17 protein-coding genes are annotated in these 20793 nt (G+C 47.5%); 13 read left to right on the forward strand and 4 right to left on the reverse strand.

Features of this window, described 5'->3' with window-relative positions:
- Positions 1-71: 71 nt before the first annotated feature.
- Positions 72-1445 (reverse strand): sigma-54 interaction domain-containing protein, encoded by a 1374-nt coding sequence (locus ABR335_RS06390; RefSeq protein WP_014097716.1) that lies wholly within the window; start codon positions 1443-1445, stop codon positions 72-74.
- A 181-nt stretch (positions 1446-1626) separates the two neighbouring features.
- On the opposite strand from ABR335_RS06390, the gene pruA reads away from it, so the two are divergent.
- Entirely contained in the window at positions 1627-3174 is a 1548-nt protein-coding gene (pruA, locus tag ABR335_RS06395; RefSeq protein ID WP_014097717.1) for an L-glutamate gamma-semialdehyde dehydrogenase, read from the forward strand.
- A 15-nt stretch (positions 3175-3189) separates the two neighbouring features.
- Entirely contained in the window at positions 3190-4185 is a 996-nt protein-coding gene (locus ABR335_RS06400; protein ID WP_061086541.1) for a proline dehydrogenase family protein, read from the forward strand.
- A gap of 616 nt (positions 4186-4801) precedes the next feature.
- On the opposite strand, the gene rpsD is transcribed toward ABR335_RS06400, so the two are convergent.
- The gene (gene rpsD / locus ABR335_RS06405; RefSeq protein WP_013859951.1) at positions 4802-5404 is read right to left on the reverse strand and encodes a 30S ribosomal protein S4; all 603 of its coding nucleotides are present in this window, start codon (positions 5402-5404) and stop codon (positions 4802-4804) included.
- A 499-nt stretch (positions 5405-5903) separates the two neighbouring features.
- Here rpsD and ABR335_RS06410 point away from each other — a divergent pair, with 499 nt between their 5' ends.
- Positions 5904-7772 (forward strand): sensor domain-containing diguanylate cyclase, encoded by a 1869-nt coding sequence (locus ABR335_RS06410; protein WP_035184349.1) that lies wholly within the window; start codon positions 5904-5906, stop codon positions 7770-7772.
- A 205-nt stretch (positions 7773-7977) separates the two neighbouring features.
- Here the strand turns inward: ABR335_RS06410 and ABR335_RS06415 are convergent, their stop codons facing one another.
- Together ABR335_RS06415 and ABR335_RS06420 are read right to left on the reverse strand one after the other, a co-directional pair.
- A complete protein-coding gene (locus ABR335_RS06415; protein ID WP_014097722.1) occupies positions 7978-8457 on the reverse strand; it encodes a GAF domain-containing protein in 480 nt (159 codons plus the stop codon).
- Between the two features lie 451 nt (positions 8458-8908).
- Positions 8909-10324, reverse strand: coding sequence for an ISLre2 family transposase (locus tag ABR335_RS06420; RefSeq protein WP_014095747.1), 1416 nt, complete (start codon positions 10322-10324; stop codon positions 8909-8911).
- Positions 10325-10451: 127 nt separating this feature from the next.
- Between ABR335_RS06420 and refZ the strand changes: the two genes are divergently transcribed.
- The 10 genes from refZ (at position 10452) to ytfJ (ending at position 20705) form a co-directional block, all read left to right on the forward strand.
- Positions 10452-11090: a forespore capture DNA-binding protein RefZ gene (gene refZ, locus ABR335_RS06425; RefSeq protein ID WP_017551288.1), complete on the forward strand. Its 639-nt coding sequence runs from the start codon at positions 10452-10454 to the stop codon at positions 11088-11090.
- Between the two features lie 292 nt (positions 11091-11382).
- Positions 11383-13083: a septation ring formation regulator EzrA gene (gene ezrA, locus ABR335_RS06430; protein ID WP_061086540.1), complete on the forward strand. Its 1701-nt coding sequence runs from the start codon at positions 11383-11385 to the stop codon at positions 13081-13083.
- 366 nt (positions 13084-13449) lie between these two features.
- Positions 13450-14604, forward strand: a complete 1155-nt coding sequence (locus ABR335_RS06435) for a cysteine desulfurase family protein (RefSeq protein ID WP_061086539.1) — start codon at positions 13450-13452, stop codon at positions 14602-14604.
- On the forward strand, positions 14601-15809 hold the full coding sequence (gene thiI, locus ABR335_RS06440; RefSeq protein ID WP_035184354.1) for a tRNA uracil 4-sulfurtransferase ThiI: 1209 nt from the start codon (positions 14601-14603) through the stop codon (positions 15807-15809). The genes ABR335_RS06435 and thiI overlap by 4 nt, the downstream gene beginning before the upstream one ends.
- 88 nt (positions 15810-15897) lie before the next feature.
- Positions 15898-16101 (forward strand): alpha/beta-type small acid-soluble spore protein, encoded by a 204-nt coding sequence (locus ABR335_RS06445; RefSeq protein WP_013859944.1) that lies wholly within the window; start codon positions 15898-15900, stop codon positions 16099-16101.
- 133 nt (positions 16102-16234) lie between these two features.
- Positions 16235-17809 (forward strand): acyl-CoA synthetase MbcS, encoded by a 1575-nt coding sequence (gene mbcS, locus ABR335_RS06450; RefSeq protein WP_017551283.1) that lies wholly within the window; start codon positions 16235-16237, stop codon positions 17807-17809.
- A gap of 114 nt (positions 17810-17923) precedes the next feature.
- Positions 17924-18940, forward strand: a complete 1017-nt coding sequence (gene sppA, locus ABR335_RS06455; RefSeq protein ID WP_017551282.1) for a signal peptide peptidase SppA — start codon at positions 17924-17926, stop codon at positions 18938-18940.
- 13 nt (positions 18941-18953) lie between these two features.
- Positions 18954-19478 carry an RDD family protein gene (locus tag ABR335_RS06460; protein ID WP_017551281.1) on the forward strand — a complete coding sequence of 175 codons (525 nt, stop codon included), beginning with the start codon at positions 18954-18956 and terminating at the stop codon, positions 19476-19478.
- Between the two features lie 55 nt (positions 19479-19533).
- A complete protein-coding gene (locus ABR335_RS06465) occupies positions 19534-20205 on the forward strand; it encodes a DUF2953 domain-containing protein (protein WP_035188420.1) in 672 nt (223 codons plus the stop codon).
- A 35-nt stretch (positions 20206-20240) separates the two neighbouring features.
- Positions 20241-20705, forward strand: coding sequence for a GerW family sporulation protein (ytfJ, locus tag ABR335_RS06470; RefSeq protein WP_013859939.1), 465 nt, complete (start codon positions 20241-20243; stop codon positions 20703-20705).
- Positions 20706-20793 lie beyond the last annotated feature (88 nt).

The raw sequence follows: 20793 nt of genomic DNA on the forward strand, positions 1-20793 counted from the left end.
TAAAATGTGCATCCCTTTTTTATGGTTCCAATTGCGACTTGCCTTTCTCTTTTCGTTTTTCCCGCCGGAAGTCAGCTCCCAATTCCAAATTTTTTCAACTTCTGATACAAGGTGACCCTTGAAATGCCCAGTTCTTTTGCTGCGGCGGATTTGTTCCCGCCTGCTTTGCGCAATGCTTTTTCGATGAGCTGTTTTTCCATATTTTCTTTTTCCACAGGCAAAGTGCCGCTTTCCGGGATGGCACTTCCGGACGGTTGGGTTTCATTTCCCTGGAAAAAGCGGAGAAGGGAGGCGCGGTCAATAAACGGCTTTTCTGATAGGATCACCATCCGTTCCATTAAATTCCGGAGCTCCCGGACATTCCCTGGCCAATGATACGCTTGCAGGAAAGAAAGGGCATCAGGGGCGAGTTCCGGTTCAGGCATCTTGTACTGGACGGCAAATTGTTTCAGAAAGTAGCGGGCGAGGACAGGAATATCGTCTGTGCGCACCCTTAATGGCGGCATCGTAATTTGAATAACATTTAACCGGTAATAAAGGTCCGACCTGAATGTCTTTTCTTTCATCATTTTTTCAATGTCTTGGTTGGTGGCGGCAATAAAACGGACATTGATTTTCCTGCCCGAAGCGTCGCCAATGCGGTAAATCACTTTTTCCTGCAGCACGCGCAGCAGCTTCACCTGCATATCTAGCGGCAGTTCGCCGATTTCGTCCAAAAACAGCGTACCCCCGTCCGCTTCTTCAATTTTTCCCGCTTTTCCTTTTTTCTCCGCACCCGTAAACGTGCCTGGTTCATAGCCGAATAATTCGCTTTCAAACAGGGCGGAAGGGATCGAGCCGCAGTTCACCGGAATAAAAGGGCCGTTTTTCCGCGCGCTTGCTTCATGGATGGCGCGCGCGCATATTTCTTTCCCGGTGCCGGACTCGCCGAGAATAAGCGTGACGGCATCCGTTTTCGCCGCTTTCGCCGCAATTTGGATCGTATCCCGGAGCGCGCGGCTTTTCCCCTTTAATTTGGAAAAAGGCGTTTCTTCATAGCTTGTGTACATTTTTTGGCGCAGTTCATTCAGTTCTATGGAAGTGGAGACGAGATTGTCGTTCAGCCTAACAATCTGGGTGATATCGCGTTCCACGGATACCGCGCCGATCAGCCTGCCGCGGTTGTCAAAAATGGGCCGCGCATTGACGACGACATGCTTGTCGGGGCGGGGCCGATGATATTGGTCGGTAATACGGGCTTTTGTCCGCAGCACTTTGAGCACCATTAAATCATCATCGCGAAAAAAATCGGTAATTTTTTTGGTTAAGATCATTTCTTTTGGAATATTGTAGGTCCGGACGGCGGCATCATTCCAATAAATGACTTCCTTTTTTTCGTTTACGATCGTAATCGCATCATTTTCCGCCGATAATACCGCCTGCAAATAAGACAGTTCATTTGCCATTTCCGTCTTCCTTCCCTTTGTCGTGTAAAGGTATTGTACATTCGATTTACAATTGTGTAAATATATTGTACATAGAAAACGGTTTATTTTTTTGCGGATATAGGGAAATAGGGATGTTCCGGAAGTTGGCATGATTCTTGCATGGTATTAAGCCAGAACGAGGATGAAGGAGGTTTTTTCATTGGTCTTGCCTTTTAAACATGAACCATTAACGGATTTTAACCAGCCTGAAAACGTACAGGCGTTTCAAGCGGCACTTGAAAAAGTGCGTGCGGAACTCGGGAAGGAGTACCCGCTTGTAATAAACGGAGAACGGATTTTTACAGAGGATAAGCTCGTATCCGTCAATCCTGCGAATAAAGAACAGGTTGTCGGGAAAGTTTCGAAAGCATCGAAAGAACTGGTTGACAAAGCTTTCGAAGGCGCCAATGAGGCATTTCGCAGCTGGCGGAAAATGGCACCCGAAGCGCGGGCGAATGTGCTGTTCAAAGCCGCTGCGATTGCGCGCCGCCGCAAACATGAGCTGTCGGCGTGGCTTGTGTTTGATGCCGGCAAGCCGTGGAGCCAGGCGGACGGGGATACGGCGGAAGGAATCGACTTTTTGGAATACTACGGCCGCCAGATGCTTGAGCTTGCAAAGGGGCAGGAAATGGAACAGCGTGAAAATGAGCACAACACTTATTTTTATCAGCCGATGGGGCCGGGGGTAACGATTCCACCGTGGAATTTTGCTTTCGCCATTGTTTGCGGCACGACGGTTGCCCCGCTTGTTGCCGGGAACCCGGTTCTGCTGAAGCCTTCGGAAAGCACGCCTGTTATTGCATACAAACTCGTTGAAATTTTGGAAGAAGCGGGGGTTCCGAAAGGCGTGCTCCAGTTTGTGCCGGGCGATCCGGCAGAAATCGGCGATTACCTGGTGGATCATCCGTCTGCCCATTGGATTAACTTTACGGGTTCCAAAGCAACGGGCCTGCGCATTTATGAACGGGCTGCGAAAGTGCAGAAGGACCAGCACTTTTTAAAACGGGTCGTTGCTGAAATGGGCGGCAAAGATACGATTATTGTCGATAAAGAAGCGGATCTCGATCTCGCCGCAGATGCGATTGTCCAGTCGGCATTCGGTTTTTCCGGCCAGAAATGTTCAGCCTGCTCGCGGGCAGTCGTACATGAAGACGTATATGAAGAAGTGCTCGAAAAGGCGATCGCCCTTGCGAAAAACGTAACCGTCGGCGACCCGTCCGAAGAAAATGTGTATATGGGTGCTGTCATTAACGAAAAGCAGTTTAACAAGATTAAAAGTTATATAGAAATCGGCAAAGAAGAGGGCAAACTCGTCTTTGGCGGGGAAACGGATGGCGAAAAAGGATTTTTCGTTTACCCGGCGATTTTTAAAGATGTAAATCCAAAGGCACGGATCATGCAGGAAGAAATTTTCGGGCCGGTTGTCGCTTTTGCGAAAGGAAAAGATTTTGACGAACTGCTTGAAATTGCCAATAATACGGAATACGGGCTGACAGGCGCCGTCATTTCGAAAAACAGGGAGCATTTGGAACGCGCCCGGTACGAATTCCATGTCGGCAACCTGTATTTTAACCGGGGATGCACGGCGGCCGTTGTCGGTTACCAGCCGTTCGGCGGTTTTAAAATGTCCGGCACCGATTCGAAAGCGGGCGGCCCGGATTATTTGAAGCTGTTTATGGAAGCAAAATCTGTATCGGAAATGTTTTAACGGGAGGAAAGGCGTATGGCGAATTTGACGAGAGATTTTTTCATCGGCCTTTCAAACAGCAGGTTTTTAAATAAAAGTGCACAAAAATGGGGTTTCCGGTTCGGTGCTGAAAAATTTGTGGCGGGGACGGATATTGATTCCGTCACCCGGACCATCCGGGAAATGAATGCCCGTGGAATCAGCTGTACCGTTGACAATCTGGGCGAATTCGTATCTGAAAAAGCGGAAGCGGAGTCGGCGAAACAGCGCATTCTGCAAATGCTGGACAGGATTCATGAGGAGAACCTGGATTGCCATATCTCGGTGAAACTGACCCAGCTCGGGCTTGATATTGACCGTGCGTTCTGCCTGCAAAATATGGAAGACATTTTGAGGCGTGCAGCAGCATACGGGATTTTTATCAATATTGACATGGAAGATTACGCCCATTTTCATGCGACAATAGAGGTTTTGAAAACCCTGCTTGAATCGTATCAAAATGTCGGGACGGTGATCCAGGCGTATTTGCGCAATGCTGAAGCGGTCATGGATGAACTGAAAGATGTCCGGCTCAGAATTGTAAAGGGTGCCTACAAAGAAAGCGAGACAGTCGCTTTTCAGTCAAAAGCGGAAATTGACCGGAACTATGTAAAGCTTGTAAAAAAACGGCTGCTCGGTGAGGCGTATACGTCCATTGCCACCCATGACCATTACCTCATTCGCGAACTGGGAGCGTTTATTGAAGAAAACCAAATCCCGCACGACCGGTTTGAGTTTCAGATGTTGTACGGATTTCGCCAGGAGATGCAGTATGAACTAGCGAAAAAATACCATTTCACGACGTACATGCCGTTCGGAAATGACTGGTTCGGCTATTATATGCGGCGCCTTGCCGAACGCCCACAAAATTTGAACCTGATTGTAAAGGATGCACTGTATACAAAAGACAACAAATTGAAAAAAGAACCGCTTCTCACCGCCGCCCTGACAGCCTCGCTTTTCATGCTGTGGAGACGCAAAAGGAAGAAATAAGAAAAAGGCCGCTCCGCAAAGCAACCATGCCCAGAGCGGCCTTTTCTATCTCATCCCGTTGATCTGCATTTCTGCCATGCCCAACCCGGCATGGGCAAGCGATCAGCAAATCGTGCCGCAACAGCGGAAACCAATGGCACAGACCCATCTCTGCTCATTTTCCCGTCCGGTTAAGGGGTCCATCCTTTTAACCGTCCCGCAATTTGTCGAATAAATGATGTGGACTTTTGGGGAATTTTTTCTATACAATGAATCTGAATATTGAAAAAGAAAAATGAACCATGAAGCCCGCCGCGGGGATTCCGAAAGCGAAAGCCGTGGTGCGCACACAAAATATGGATAAATGAGGGGCAATGACCATGACACGGCCGATTTTTAGAAACATTCGTACGATATTTGTGTTGCTTCCCATTATACTTTGCTGTTCGTCTTTTGATGCCTCGGTCATCATGATTTGGTCAAGGCTGAGGGACGCTGCTTTGCTATTCTCTTTGGCGTTGGCATGGCCAGACTGTATCTCATGTTTAACTTGGTTGCCGGGATGGCTTGCTGAACAACCGGTTACCTTCAGAATATAAAAAACCCCGGAACCACAGCGGTTTCGGGGTTTTACACATTACCTTGAGTAGAACTCGACGATTAACGATTCGTTAATTTCAGCCGGCAGTTCCGAGCGTTCAGGGAGGCGGCTGTAAGTCCCTTCAAGCTTGTCTGCATCAAAAGAAAGGTAATCCGGCACAAAAGTTGTCGTTTCGATCGCTTCTTTGATGACATCCAAGTTGCGGGATTTTTCGCGTACGCCGATCGTTTGCCCCGGTTCTACACGGTAAGACGGGATATCGACGCGTTTGCCGTCAACAAGAATATGCCCGTGGTTTACGAGCTGGCGTGCTTGGCGGCGTGTGCGAGCCAAACCGAGACGGTAAACAAGGTTATCAAGGCGTGATTCCAAAAGAACCATGAAATTTTCACCGTGTTTCCCTTGCATTTTGCCAGCTTTCAGGAAAGTGTTGTGGAATTGGCGTTCATTTAAGCCGTACATATGGCGAAGCTTTTGTTTTTCCTGTAATTGCAAGCCATATTCAGACAATTTTCTGCGCTGATTCGGGCCGTGCTGTCCAGGTGCATAAGGACGCTTCTCCAATTCTTTTCCGGTACCGCTTAAAGAAATCCCGAGACGGCGGGACAATTTCCAGCTTGGACCTGTATAACGAGCCATGAAAGACTCCTCCTTTGTTTTTATTTTGTTGTAAAATAAAAACAGATATCATGGACACTTCTTCATGCGTATTTTGTTTTCATGTACCATCGCCCCAGCAGCAGAGGGTTACACGATACACCTTGCATTCAGGCAAGGAACAAAATACAAACACAAAGCCGTCCAATAAGGCTGCATTATTTTACACAACGTTGATTATATGTTTTCAAAGATAAAAAGTCAACAACAAATGCAAATTGGTCTGTGTTGCGACAAAAAATTTTCACATCCCGTTCGCACGGCTTCATAACAGGACTTAAGACACAATATATACAGTATATCGGTTAGGCAGACTGTACATTTATAGTTCTTTTGCATTATAATGGTATTAATTTGACCGGTTTTTAACATTTTTACGTCTCCCGTGCAGTTTTTTGTTTTAATATTCTTCATTTTCAAGGCTCGCGCTTTTTATGCGTTTTTCGCTTTTATACGGAAACAGGGTCAGGGTGATTAGGAAATGGAAAAGAAAGAAAATCATTTAATCCTATATTATAAGTCCCGTTTACTGGATTTAATGAATCTTGAGACAGCAAGTAGCCTGGATGACTGGGTGGCGGTCGTGGCAGAAGTGCTCAGCGCTGATCATATCGTGTATTATAAGCCGGACAGCGAGAACACAAAGTTTTACAAAATATGCGGCTTTTACAATCCTTTCCGGCATGACGTCGAACTTGTCGTGCCATCCGGAAAAATTAAAGCTTTAAAAACAGCCTCCCAGGTTGTCACAAATGGGAAACTGCAAAAGGATCCTTATTTAAAACAGTTTAACATTGCTTTTTTTATTCCGGAAAAAAACATGGAGGATGGCTGCCTGCTTCTTTCCATTCCAAACAGGATGTTCGGGGAGCTGTCTGACGCGGATTTGCAGGCGTTTGTCAGGGAAAGCCGGAACTTCCTGCAGCTGAAGTATGAGTTGTCTGTTGTCGAAGCCGACAGAAAGCGTTACATCGAATTATTCCAAGTGACCGGAAAATTCCATTCTTCCATGGATACGGATACGATCCTTGCAGAAATCATTTACACGCTGAAAAGGCTGTATCCGGTTTTTGAATACACCTTAATGCTGTCGGACGATTATCACCACAATCTTGATTTGCCGATCAAATCGCTGCAATATGATGCGGTCGACGAAATGGCGCTCGAATCATATGTAAACGGCCAGGTCCATCTTGCCACGGTATGGCGGACAAACGAAACGATGCTTTATGCGCCGCTAAGGGGAAAGCAGGGCGTGTACGGCGTGTTGCAGGTCATCACTTTTGCCAACTATGAATTTAACCGCAGCGATCTGGAATTTATCAGCCTGCTCGCCAATACGGCGGGAAGTGCGCTTGAGAATGCCAAGCTGTACCAGCAGTCGATGCAGTCCATTGAAGAACTCCGCCTGATCAATTCGGTTTCCCGCCAGTTAAATAAAAGCGCGAATTTAAAAGAAACCGTCGATTTTTTAATGGAGCAGATCTCCAGTTCATTTGATACCCAGGCAATCGGGTTCGTGATGATGGAGAATGGAAAAATGGACCTGCTTGAAGGCAGCAGCCCCATTTTTGAAGAAAAGGAAGGCATCCGGTATCTTGATTTTGCAAACCGTTCTTTTGCTGATACGAAAGAATCCCTGTTTATCAGCAACTTAAACCAGCGTTTTCCCGGCAGAAACTATTGCTTTTCTTCGCTGATGGCTGTCCCGATTATCCAGGAAGATGATTTAAAGGGGTTCTGCCTTGTTCTTCATGAAGCGCCTTACCATTTTTCTTTTGACAGGTTCAAACTTTTTCAGTCGCTTATTTATCAATCGGGCATGGCCTTAACCAACTCCATGCTTCGCGAGCGGCTTGAAAAAATGGTGATCACCGACCATCTTACCCAGCTGTTTGCCAAAAATTACTTGAACAGCCGGATGGAAACTTCTATCGGTGAAGATGAGCAGGGCACGCTGATTTTGCTCGATATTGACGACTTTAAAAAAGTCAATGACACATACGGCCATCAAGTCGGGGATGAAATTTTGATCCAGGTTGCAAAGCTGATCAAAGAAAACATTCGTTCAACCGATATCGGAGCAAGATGGGGCGGAGAGGAGATGGCGATTTATCTTCCCGGCGTGCCGCTTCAAACAGGGGTGCAGGTCGCCAAAAGGGTGCTTGCGGCTGTTGAGAAAAATACAAATCCTCCGGTTACCATTTCGTGCGGGGTGTCGTACTGGAATAAAGAGATGAATGAAACGGTGGAATCGCTTTTTAACAGGGCAGACGCCGGATTGTATCATGCGAAAAGCCTCGGAAAAAACCAGGTGGTCATCAGCGATATGGAAATGAAAGCCAATTAAGGGCGCACTGCAGCTGATTGCTTTTGTACAGCCGCCTTAAAAAACCCCCATTGCCTGATCCGGCAATGGGGGCATTTTTTATCCATTCGGTTATGGTTTTAATATCTGCTTCAGGCCGCTTAATCCTTGCTGCCTGCCAAGTTCGTCCGGCCTTTGGGACTCGGCATGCTTTTATCTCCTTATTTATCAACCTGCGAAACCGGCCTTACAGCACTTTTTCCAGCGCTGCGGCAAAAGCTGCCAGTCCCGCTTCATCTTCTGCATCAAATCGATTTTTTTCCGGGCTGTCGATATCCAAAACGCCGATCACTTCACCGTTTTTCATCAGCGGGACGACAATTTCGGATTGGGAAGCGGCGTCACAGGCAATATGGCCCGAAAACTGCTGCACATCGGCGACCCGGAGCACCCGTTTTTCTTTCCAGGCTGTCCCGCACACCCCTTTTCCATACGGAAGCCGTACACAAGCTGGCAAACCTTGGAACGGCCCGAGGACGAGTTCATCCCCGCTTGCGAAATAAAACCCGACCCAGTTCACCCGGTCAAGAAACTGGTTTAACAGCGCTGCAGCATTGCTTAAATTGGCAATTTTATCCGGTTCGTCTTCTGTGAGCGCGATCAGCTGTTTTACGACAAGATCATACTTTTCTTTCTTCGTTCCCTGGGGATTTTCTGCATGAAACATCGCCATCATCCTTACATCAGCAAATTTTTTAAAAACGGGGCGGGATTTTGTCGGAAAGTTTTTAAAGGAACCCCGGCCCGGCATATGGAATAGTACGGAATAGAATATTTTTAACACAAAAGGGGAAGCCCGGCAAGCAAAAAAGAGGAAAGGTATGTGTCAAGTTTTTCTCGACAAGGTTTAAATATCGGGTATTCCAAGACACTCTTTTTGTACACTTTCGGCTACCGTGCTTTACTTGCTCGGTGTAATTTTCGGAAAAGATGTAATATTTCCGTATAAAGATGGATAACGGGGATGTTGAGGCGCGCGAAATTCACTCGCTTTCCGCGGGGGCGGCCGGCGAGCCTCCTCGCTCGTACCTCGCTGCGGGGTCTCTCCTGGCTCGCTTTTCCCGCAGGAGTCTCGTAAATTTCGCGCGCCTCAACGATCAGTCCCCACTGAGCCAGGCTTAAAACGAAAGCTCTAATATTTTGCTTAAATGTCCCATTGCCGATGAACTGCTTGAATGCAGGGCAACTGATCCGTGCTTTACGCCCACTGACGGGCGTACAGGCTGCTTGAGTAGTTGAGACATCCTGATGGATTGTTTCAAGTTCCGTTGCTTTCTCTCGCTTCTTGAACGGTGTTTCAGATAGGCTTCTCTCAATGTCCCATTGAGCATGCCTTGTTTGATTTTCACCATGGCTTCTGCGCCAAGTTCACTCCAATGCATGCCCCTTTTTTTCATCCTGAAGGAGATATGCCTTTGGTTCGATTCCATCGCTCCTAGGCCTCTCGCACCTTCCGGCACGTTTTTCACCCTGTCCCTCCAGTCAAAAATGCGGTCCCAGTTTTTCAAGATATACGAACGGAATTCCTTGATTTTCTTGAGAGCCTTTTTATCCGTCAAGGTGCTTTCGTGCGTATCCAAATATAACGTGAATTGGTCCAGGTTATGCGTTCTAATCGCTTTTCTAATTTGCTCCTTGATCTCGCTCTTTCCGCCCCCAAATGTCCTTATGATGGCTTGTGCAACGTGGTAGGTATCCAGCTGGTTGAGCACCGGAAATTCCGACTGTGAGAATGCTGTTTGAAACCGTTCAGCTGTGTACCCAGCACCTCCATCACTGTTTGTAATGACTTGCGCTTTTTCGAGGGAATAGGTGTTGGCAGCTGTGGCTTGGACTTCATCCCAAAATGTCTGAATGTCTTCCGTCGTCATGATGACTGTGGGCTGACGCAGGGAGACCCTTTTTCCATTGGTTTCCCAACCTTCATAGAGAATGGCATGGCGGACTTCCATACCCTGTTTCTTTTCCAGTCCCCGGATGAATACGCCATCTGCTTCGGAAAACAGGTAGTCTACCTTCTTCCCATCAGGCAGTGAAGCAGCTATTTCCATCTCTTCTACAAGGGCCTTGTCGGCTTCCACCTGCGTTTTTCCTACGCGTTTCACCATTTCCCCTACAGTTGTATGACTAAGACTCACGGCTGTCCATTCTTTTAAAATATTCGCCACCTCCCGATAGGTGTTCTCACTTGCCAACTCTGCCACCTTTAATTCCACTAACGGGCTATATCTCCGGTGGGGTACCAGCCCCAAGCATTCATCCAAGGGATAATGTGAGTTCCCTCTCTTATCACGCATTAATGAACGTTTAAAAGTCACACTTCCAAATAGAAACTGAACGCTTCTGTTATCACTACGGCAGTACTCCCAGCCTTCCTCCAACTTCTTTTGTTTAATTGTTTTATCTAACTCCTCAAATACATCCCCAACCCATTGTGTAAAAGCCTTCTGCATCAGAAGTTTAAGCTGTTCTTCAAATTCGATAAGACTCTTTGTATCCTTTAATAATCCAGCAATTATTGATATAATATCCATGGGAAGACCTCTCTCTAGATGTTCATCTTGAAGTGTACAATTAGATGATAGAGCGTCTTCCCATTTTTTTCCACTCATTTGCCCCTTCGAGTAAAATTTTACACATACAGAGGAAAGGGTGGAACAAATGGACGGAAACAGCAGTGAAACAAAAGAAAAAATATTTAATACGGCGATTGCTTTATTTCATACGAAGGGCTATAAAGGAACAACAATCAGGGCGATTGCGGCTTCCGCAAAAGTCAATTCGGCCAATATTTCCTATTACTTTAACGGCAAACAGGGGCTATTGGAAGCGTGTTTTATCCGCTTTTTTGAACCGTATATTGCCTGCCTTGAAGAAGAAGTGCAAAATCTTTCGGAGGATGGATTAAAACGGGCGGCCTTCCGCATCCTGCACTTTCAAAGCGAAAACCACCTGCTGTCCAGATTTGTATGGCGGGAAGTCACCATTGATTCGCAAATTGTCCGCGAAATTTTGTCCACTTACTTCATGAAAGAGCGTTATTTATTAAAAAAGCTCGTCAAAGCCTGGTGCGGTCCCGGAATCCAGGCGGGCAAACTGAACTTTCTCATGATCCAGCTGAAAAGCATGCTGTCGATGCCGTATTTAAACAGCCAGTATATCCGCGAAGTATGGGGCATGCAGCCGGAAGAGCCGTATTTTGCCGAAAAATACGGCAAATCGGTTGCCGAATGGCTGGACAGCATCCGGCAAAACGCGGGGGCGCAGCCGGAACCGCTGCTGCTTGAAACCGCTTTTTAATGGCCGGAGCGGGCTGGCTGTTTTTAAAATGCCGGCAGCTTTCCGAAAAAGCCCGCCGACGTGCAAAAAATAAGCGCCGGCTTTTTTTATTGTGGGTACGGAAAAAACCTTCCCCAAAATGAATCGAAAAATCTCGAATTTCATAGTCAAATATTGTCATTACATGGTATCATAGAATAAAAATAAACATACATGCCTGTGGGTATCGGGAAGGATTGTTCCGGTATTCATACATACATAATGAGCGGATATTAAGGCTTGATTTGTGGACGAACGGGAGGCTTTCAAGTTTATGATGTATGGCATCATTGGCGCTATTCTTTTATTGCTGGTTTTATTGACTTGCGGTTTTTTTATCAGGAGGCAGTTTTACAAAGAGATTGACAAGCTTGAAGCATGGAAAATTGAAATCATGAACCGGCCTGTCACCGATGAGCTGGGAAAAGTCAAACGGCTCAATATGGGCGGGGAGGCGGAAAGTTTATTTGAAGGCTGGCGCAAAGACTGGGAGGACCTTTTAAACGAGGAACTGCCGGCAGTGGAAGATAAGCTCTTTGAAATCGAGGAGCACACTGACAAATACCGTTTCAAAAAGGCGAAGGCCGTACAGGCGGAAGCAGAGGCGATTCTTCAAACTGCGGAACAAAAAATAAAAGATATACTGGACGGCGTCAATGAACTGATGGATGCCGAGAAAGAATCCCGGAAAGAAGTGGAAGAACTCGGGAAAATCTTCAAAGACTTGAAGAAACAGCTTCTGACACGGCGCCATACATTCGGAAAAGCCATTAAAAGCCTCGACCTGAGAGTGGACAGCCTGGCGGAGAAATTTGTCTGTTACCATGAATTGACGGAAGCCGGGAACTATTTGGAGGCAAAGAAATTAGCCGATGAACTGAAAACTGAAACAGAAACATTGCAGGAGGATGCCGGAAAAATTCCGGATTTGCTGGCGGAAACGGAATCGCTTTTGCCGATGCAGTTTGCTGAATTGAAAGAGGGCTACAAAGAAATGGCTGCACAAGGCTTTGCGCTCGATCACCTGCAGTTTGATGAAGAAATGAAGGAGCTTACAGAAAAGCTATCGGCTTACCGGAAACAACTTGAACAGGCTGACACAGCGGATGTCGAGGAAGGCATCCGGGAAATCAAGGAAAGAATAGAAACGATTTACGATGTTTTAGAAAAAGAAGCGTACGCAAAAAACTATGTGCTCAAGCATTTCCGCGAAGTGAAGGATATGCTGGATGAAGTACGGGAAGAAAACAAGCGCCTCACAACAGAAACAGAATCCGTGCAAAAGACATACCAACTGCATGAGGAAAACATGGCCGTTCCTGCTGAACTCGATAAACAGTTGGAGAAACTGGCCGCGCGTTTGGCGGTCCTTGAAGTAAAAATTCCCGAAAACGAAACGATTTATACCGTGTTAAGCGAACAGCTCAAAGAAATGGAAGGGCAGATTGAAAAACTGCAGGATGACCAGAAGACGTTTAACGAATTTCTGCAGAACCTGCGGAAGGAAGAAATGGAGGCACGCGCGAAGATCGCGGGATTGAAGCGGAAAATCCAGGATATGCGCCGCCTTGTCGAAAGAAGCAATATCCCCGGGCTGCCGGACTCGTACCGCAGCCTGTATGAAGCGGCCTGGAACGCGATTCGTGATACTGCCGACAGCCTCCATGCCACGCCGCTAAACATGGAGAGGGTCAACCACCATCTGCTGGAGGCGGAACAGGCAGTCGGAAACTTTGAAAAAAGCACGAAAGCTTTATTGGAAAATGTTCAGCTTGCTGAAAAAGTGATTCAATACGGCAACCGTTACCGTGCTAAATATAAGAAAGTGGCGGACGGGCTGGAGCGCGCAGAAGTAGCTTTCCGGCGCTATGATTATGAGAAGGCGCTTGAAGAAGCCGCAACGACAGTGGAGGCGGTTGAGCCTGGTGCATTGAAAAAAATTGAAAAAATGCTGGAAACGGAAGAATTACTTTAAAGCAAACGGAAAAAATACGGAGCGCTCCCCGTTTTTTTCGTTTGCTTTTTTCCATGCCTTTCAGCCGGACGCACGCATTCGTTTTGACGCCGGGTTCTTTAGCCTGGTAAACAGGTACGGGTGAAGACCTTTGAGCCTTAAGCGACGCATTTCTGCCTGAACGGGTTAACCACGCACGGGCGGAAGGCGCAGGACCATTACCACCCCATTTTGAAGATTAAAGCCGGTGCCGCAAAAAAGCGGCAGGGAGACCGGAATTGGTGTTGCATAACGGGAGTATATCGGTTGTAGGTTCGGTATCCGGCATGGTATATTAGGCAATGATGCAGGATTGGATCCAATTTTATGCCAACAGAGGGTGTTCAAATGATTTACTTTGACAACAGTGCCACAACGAAGCCTTATCCGGAAGTGCTGGATGCTTTTGTGAAAACATCGGAAAACTATTTTGCAAATCCCTCTTCCCTGCACAGCCTCGGCGCGCGTACAGAGAAACTTCTTACGCAGGCAAGACGGCAAATTGCGAGTCTTCTCGGCGCAGACGAGAACGAAATTTTTTTCACATCCGGCGGCACGGAAGGCAATAATCTGGCCATTAAAGGGACAGCCCTCGCGTACCGTTCAAGGGGGCGCCATATCATTACGACGGCTGTTGAACACGCATCTGTTTTTGAAACGTGCCGGCAGCTGGAAGAATGGGGCTTTCGCGTCACGTATTTGCCGGTTGATAAGAGCGGAAGAATCAAACTGGACGATTTAAAACAGGCCATCACGGATGAAACAATTCTTGTTTCCGTGATGCATGTCAATAACGAAGTCGGAACAGTGCAACCGGTGGAAGAAATCGGGCAGCTTTTGAAACATTATCCGAAAATCCTGTTCCATACAGACGATGTCCAGGGCTGCGGAAAAGTCCCGCTTTCCCTGCATGGTGCCGGCATCGACCTTTGCACGGTTTCCGCGCATAAATGCCATGGCTTAAAGGGAACCGGGATATTATATAAACGGGCAAATCTCCGCCTGTCGCCGCTTTTAACCGGCGGGCACCAGGAGAGCGGCTTGCGCAGCGGCACCGAGAATACAGGCGGAATCGTTGCAGCTGGCAAAGCGCTCCGCCTGATCTATGAAAAATTTGAAGCCGGGGCGGCAGAAAGAACGGCCCGTATCCGGGATGCCCTGATCGAAAAACTTCAGGAGATGCCTGCTGTAACCGTCCATACCAATCCGGCTGTATCAGCGCCGCACATCCTGAATTTTTCCGTCCGCGGCATCCGCGGTGAAGTGCTCGTGCACGCGCTTGAAGAGGAAGGCATTTATATTTCAACAACAAGCGCCTGTTCTTCTAAAACGCGGGAACTGAGCCGCACGCTTCTTGCCATGGGGGTTTCCGAAGACGAAGCCGAATGGGCGGTGCGTGTGAGCCTTTCTTATGAAAATACAATGGAAGAAGCGGAACGTTTTATCCGCATATTAAGGCAAACAATCACAAATTTACAACAAGTGTTGGGGAGAAATCAATGAACTATGACCGCATTTTAATCCGTTACGGGGAACTTTCGACAAAAGGGCATAACCGCCAGTTTTTTATCCGCCATTTAAAAGACAATGTCAAAAAAGCGCTCAGGCCTTTTCCCGGCATTGAAGTTCAGGCACTGTACGACCGCATGTACGTGCTTTTACATGGCGCAGATGGCGGGCAAGTCATCGACATTTTAAAATCGATCTTCGGGATTCAGTCGTTCAGCCCGGCCGTCCGCACCCGGAAACAGCTCGAAGACATCGAGCAGGCGGGGCTCGAACTCGTCCGGCAAAATTTTGCGAAAGGCAAAACCTTCAAAGTGTCAGCCCGCCGCGGCGATAAAACATTTGAATACAATTCGAATGATTTGAACCATCTCGTCGGCGGCTATATTTTAAAGCAACTGGACGGCATTCAAGTCAATGTAAAACAGCCGGATATCGAGCTGCTTGTGGATGTCCGGAAAAACGGCGTTTATTTGTCCACTGAAGTGATAAAAGGATCCGGCGGGCTTCCGGTCGGTGCATCCGGCAAAGCGATGCTCATGCTTTCGGGCGGTATTGACAGCCCGGTTGCAGGATACCTCGCGATGAAACGCGGCGTGAAAGTGGAAGCGGTCCATTTCCACAGCCCGCCGTTTACAAGCCCGCGTGCAAAGCAAAAAGCGCTTGACCTTGCGCAAAAAATTTCCGCCTACAGCGGCTCCATGAAAGTGCATATTGTCCCCTTTACAAAAATCCAGGAGACGATCCATAAAGGGGTTCCGGAAGGCTATTCGATGACCGTGCAAAGAAGGGTAATGCTTGAGATTACCGACCGGCTCCGTAAAATCCATAACGGGCTTGCGATTGTAACCGGCGAAAGCCTCGGCCAGGTTGCCAGCCAGACGCTCGACAGCATGGTTGCAATCAATGATGTCACAACGACACCAGTGTTGCGGCCGCTTGTTTCGATGGATAAGCTGGACATTATTGATATTGCCCAAAAAATCGGCACATACGACATCTCAAGCCTTCCGTATGAAGACTGCTGCACGATTTTCACGCCGCCTTCGCCGAAAACACGGCCGAAACTCGAGCTTGCGCGTCTTTACGAAAGCCGCCTCGACCTGGAACCATTGATTGAAGAAGCGGTGCAAAATACGGAGGACGTCTTTATTACACCAAATGAAACGGCGCAGGAAGAAGATTTTTCTGAGCTGTTATAAAATCCAGTAATTGGCAGCACCGCCAATAAACTTACAACATGATGCCATGTGTTTATGCGCAATCTATACTCACAAGGAGGTGAGACACATGGCACAAAGCAACAACAGCAACCAATTGCTTGTAAGCGGTGCTGAACAAGCACTGGACCAAATGAAATACGAAATCGCTCAGGAATTTGGCGTAAACCTTGGTGCTGATACGACTTCCCGCGCAAACGGGTCTGTCGGCGGCGAAATCACGAAACGCCTTGTTTCGATGGCTGAACAACAATTAGGCGGTACTTCCCGATAACTGAATGAAGAATGGATAGAGAAGCGGGCCTGAATCGGGTCCGCTTCTACTTGTTTTTGGCGTAAATTTGTATCATATTTTTTTAATATCAGGTATAATAATGAGGTACTAAAAAATTCTGGAGGCGATTCGCTTGCGTCGTAGTGACCTGATTGCGCCACAAACATACAATATAGCCGAAGAAATTGAGAAATATGCCCGGGACCCGCACAAAGTTGCGCTGATTTGGGAAGACAAAGAAGGCATGCACAGAGAAGTCACATATAAAGAATTAATTGAAAATGCAAACCGGACCGGCCATGTCTTTTTGGAAAGCGGGCTGAAAAAGGGAGATACCATACTTGTCATGGTTCCGCGTATTGTAGAAGCATACGAAGTATATCTCGCTGCAATGAAATGCGGCATCGTTCTTTTGCCGGCATCGGAAATGCTGCGGACAAAAGACCTTGACTACCGGATCGAAGCAGGGGATGTAAAAGGCGTTGTCGCCCATTATTCATGCACTGCACAGTTTAGAGATGTACGTGGTATTGAAAATTTGGAAAAATTCGTGATTGGAGAACCGGAACAGGGATGGGCGTTCCTGGATGAAAAGAAAAAAGCAGCCCCTTGTGAACTGGAAATCTTCAAAACGTCAAAAGATGATATCGCCATTTTGTCCTATACTTCCGGGACAACCGGCAATCCGAAAGGCGTTATCCATACGCACAGCTGGGGATATGCCCATTTGCGCACGGCTGCCCCGAACTGGCTTGGCATTCAAGAAGGCGACCGTGTTTGGGCGACGGCCGCACCGGGATGGCAAAAATGGGTGTGGAGTCCGTTCCTTTCCGTTCTCGGTTCAGGCGCAATCGGGTTTGTTTACAACGGCCGTTTTGACCCTGAAAAATATTTGTCCCTTTTAGATAAATATGAAATCAATGTGCTCTGCTGCACACCGACTGAATACCGTTTAATGGCAAAAGTCGATGATTTGTCCCAGTATCATCTGAAAAGCTTAAGGAGCGCGGTCTCAGCCGGAGAACCGCTGAACCGCGAAGTCATCGATGTTTTCCAAAACCATTTCGGCATCACGATCCGCGACGGTTACGGCCAGACGGAAAGCACGCTGCTCGTCGGTTATTCCCTTGATACACCGTTGCGCCCGGGTTCAATGGGCAAACCGTTTCCCGGGAATGAAGTCGAAATCGTAAATGATGACGGGAAGCCGTGCAAACCGGGTGAAACCGGCGATATTGCCGTCCATAGAGACACGCCTGCGCTTTTTAAAGGCTATTATAAAGAGCCAGAGCGCACGGCCAAGCAGTACCGCGGCGATTACTTCATTACAGGGGACAGGGCAAGAAAAGACGAGGACGGTTATTTCTGGTTTGAAGGCAGGCGGGATGATATCATTATTTCTTCCGGCTATACGATCGGACCGTTTGAAGTCGAAGATGCCCTTGTCAAGCATCCGTATGTGAAAGAATGTGCCGTTGTTGCAAGCCCGCACGAAATTCGCGGCAGCATTGTGAAAGCTTTTGTCGTTTTAAAAGACGGCATCAGCGAGAATTTGCCGGGGCTTGTAAAAGAACTGCAAAACCACGTCAAACAACTGACCGCGCCGTACAAATATCCGCGTGCAATTGAATTTATCAAGGAATTGCCAAAAACGGCCTCCGGCAAAATTCGCCGTGTCGAGCTCAGGCAGCAGGAATGGAATAGATAAGAAACAAAAAGCCGGGCATTTTTTTAAAAAAATGCCCGGCTTTTTGTTTTAATGTCCCGGATCTTCAAGTAGAATAAAAGAAAAACCAAAAAAGTGGAAGGATGAAATGTTGGCATGAACAAAAAAAGATGGGGAGCGCTTGCTTTGGCAGGCGGGCTGTTCGTCGTTTCCATTATTGTGAACTTGGCGAGCATGGCGGCATCAACCAACTTTTCCAAAATCTTTAAAGAGACCGTGGAAGCTGGGGAAGGGGATGTTTCCGAAAATGTATTGCAGGATGGGAATGAGTCAAAGAAAATCGTCGTGCTGAATGTGAACGGGACAATTCAGGATACCGGCACGACACCATCACTGCTTGACACCGGTGAATATAACCACCAAAGTTTTTTGAAAGAACTGGATCAGGCGAAAAAAGACAGCGATGTAAAAGGGATCATTTTACATATTAATTCACCGGGCGGCGGGGTGGCCGAGTCGGCAGAAATCCATCACCATCTGATGGAAATTAAAAAAGATACGAAGAAGAAAATTTATGTGTCCATGGGGCCGACTTGCGCATCCGGCGCTTATTATATTTCAACGCCGGCCAATAAAATATTCGCAAGTCCGGAAACATTGACCGGATCGCTCGGGGTGATCATGGAAAGCGTGAATTACGGGAAGCTTGCCAAAAAATACGGCATTGATTTTCCTGTCATCAAAAGCGGGAAGTATAAAGACATTATGAGCCCTTACCGGGACATGACGAAGAGCGAAAAAGAAATGTTGCAGAAAATGGTGAACAATTCGTATAACGGTTTTGTCAAAGTCATCTCTGAAGGGCGCCACATTCCGAAAGAACAGGTGCGCAAAATTGCGGACGGGCGTGTATACGACGGCAAGCAGGCGCTGGATTTGCATCTGATTGACAAATACGGTTACCTGGATGACACCATTGCGGCGATGAAAAAAGATCTTCATCTCGGAAAAGCACAGGTTGTGGAATATGAAACAAGTGGCGGGTTTGGGTCGCTGTTTTCCGCCTCAGCGCAAAAAATGCTCGGCAAAGAAGCAGAAGCCTCGGGGCTTGCACGTTTATTGTCGCAATCGAACGCACCGCGCCTGATGTACCTGTATTCCGGGGCTGAGTAAGGGGGGAGCTTGAATGAATTCAAACGAAAACCAAATGCCTGAAACGGTGAACCCCGGGAAGGAACAAAAACGGGAGGAGTTATTCGGGGCCCGTTATGCCGGGTTCTGGATGCGGTTTTGGGCCTATTTGCTTGATCTGCTTGTTGTGGTAAGTGTGAAGTGGCTGGTTATCCATCCCATTTTCCGGTTTTCCGGCTTGTCTCTCACAGAAGATAAAATTTATGCACCGATTACGGTGGCATCGGCCGTTGTATTTTACGGGTACTTTGTCCTGATGACGAAATTTTTCGGCCAGACGCTTGGAAAAATGGTATTTGGCCTCAGGGTTGTGCCGGTGAACCATCCCGGTCCGCTGAAATGGAGCACCGTTTTATTCCGGGAATGGATCGTCCGTTATGTTTGTGTCACCATTTCGGTCATCTATATTATCGTTGCATTTACGCCGAAAAAACAAGGGGTGCACGATTTGTTTGCCGATACGGTCGTCATTCATGAACGTTCCCAGGAACCGGTCTATCCTTATTATGAACCTGCTTAAAGGCAGGTTTATTTTTTTGCCCTGTTGGCGATAATGATGGCAAAAAAGGCTGATGATGGAAATGATATGGTGGCTGTCCGCGGTTCTCGGCATTGCCGCAATCGTTGCGGTTCTTTGGTTCTCTTCCCTGTCCGTCCTCATTGAATACGGGCACCGCCGGGATGATGATAAAATTTTTATTCAAATCAGGGTTTGGGGCATCATCCGCTATACCGTGAAAATCCCGGCAGTGAAAGTGGACAGGAAAAAACCCGGCGTCGTATATGAAAAAGAGACAAAACATGCAGAGTATGAAAGGAGCATTACGCCGGATGTGCTCGAACAGCGGATTGAAGATGTGAAACAAATTGCGGAGCGCGTCATCGGTTTAAAGGCGATTGTAGGCAAGTTCATCCGCAGTGTCCAGTTGAGAAAATTCGAATGGCATACAGCAATCGGGCTGCATGACGCCGCGTGGACGGGAATTGCCGCCGGAAGTATTTGGGCGGTAAAAGGGGGAATACTAAGCCTCATAACCACAAATCTGCGGGTAAAAACGGATCCTGTCCTCTCTGTTACACCCTTTTTCCAAAATCCGGTTTCTGAAACGCAGTTAAAATGTATGGTGAAAATCCAGATTGGGAAAGCTATACTGGCCGCATTTAAAGTGTTGAAATACTGGCGGGGAGGAAAAGCGGAAATCGCGCTTAAACCGATTTCCGAATCAGAAAACGGCCGGCATGCTTAAATCCCGGCAGAAACGAATGACAGGAGGAAACAACAATGGGTTCACATCCGATTGAAGGCCTGATGACGGCCGCAATGGAAAATTTAAAAGAAATGATTGATGTAAATACGATTATCGGGGATCCGGTGGAAACGCCAGATGGAAGCGTCATTTTAACCGTATCCAAAGTCGGTTTCGGGTTTGCGGCAGGCGGCAGCCAATTTAACGGGCCATCCGGATCCGGCGGCAGCGGCGAATCCCGCCCGGCAGAGCTGCCTTTCGGGGGCGGCAGCGGCGGCGGCGTCTCGATTATGCCGATTGCCTTTTTGGTTGTTGGCGCACAAGGCGTGAAAATGCTGCATCTGGACCAAAACACACATCTGATTGAAAAAATTATGGATGTCGCACCGGGCGTTGTCGAAAAAATCCAGAGCATGCTGAAACAAAACGGCCAAAATGCAGGTGGCCAAAATGGCGGGCAACAGCCGGCCAACCAGCAAAAACAGGATCTTGATTTTTAACAACCCGCATGATTCGCGGGTTTTAAATTGGAAATTTTTTTCGTTGTCCATTATGATAGGGTATGAGCACAGTTGAAAAACGGGGGAT

Origin of the sequence: Heyndrickxia faecalis, assembly GCF_040267745.1 — a bacterium.
GTDB lineage: Bacteria > Bacillota > Bacilli > Bacillales > Bacillaceae_C > Weizmannia > Weizmannia faecalis.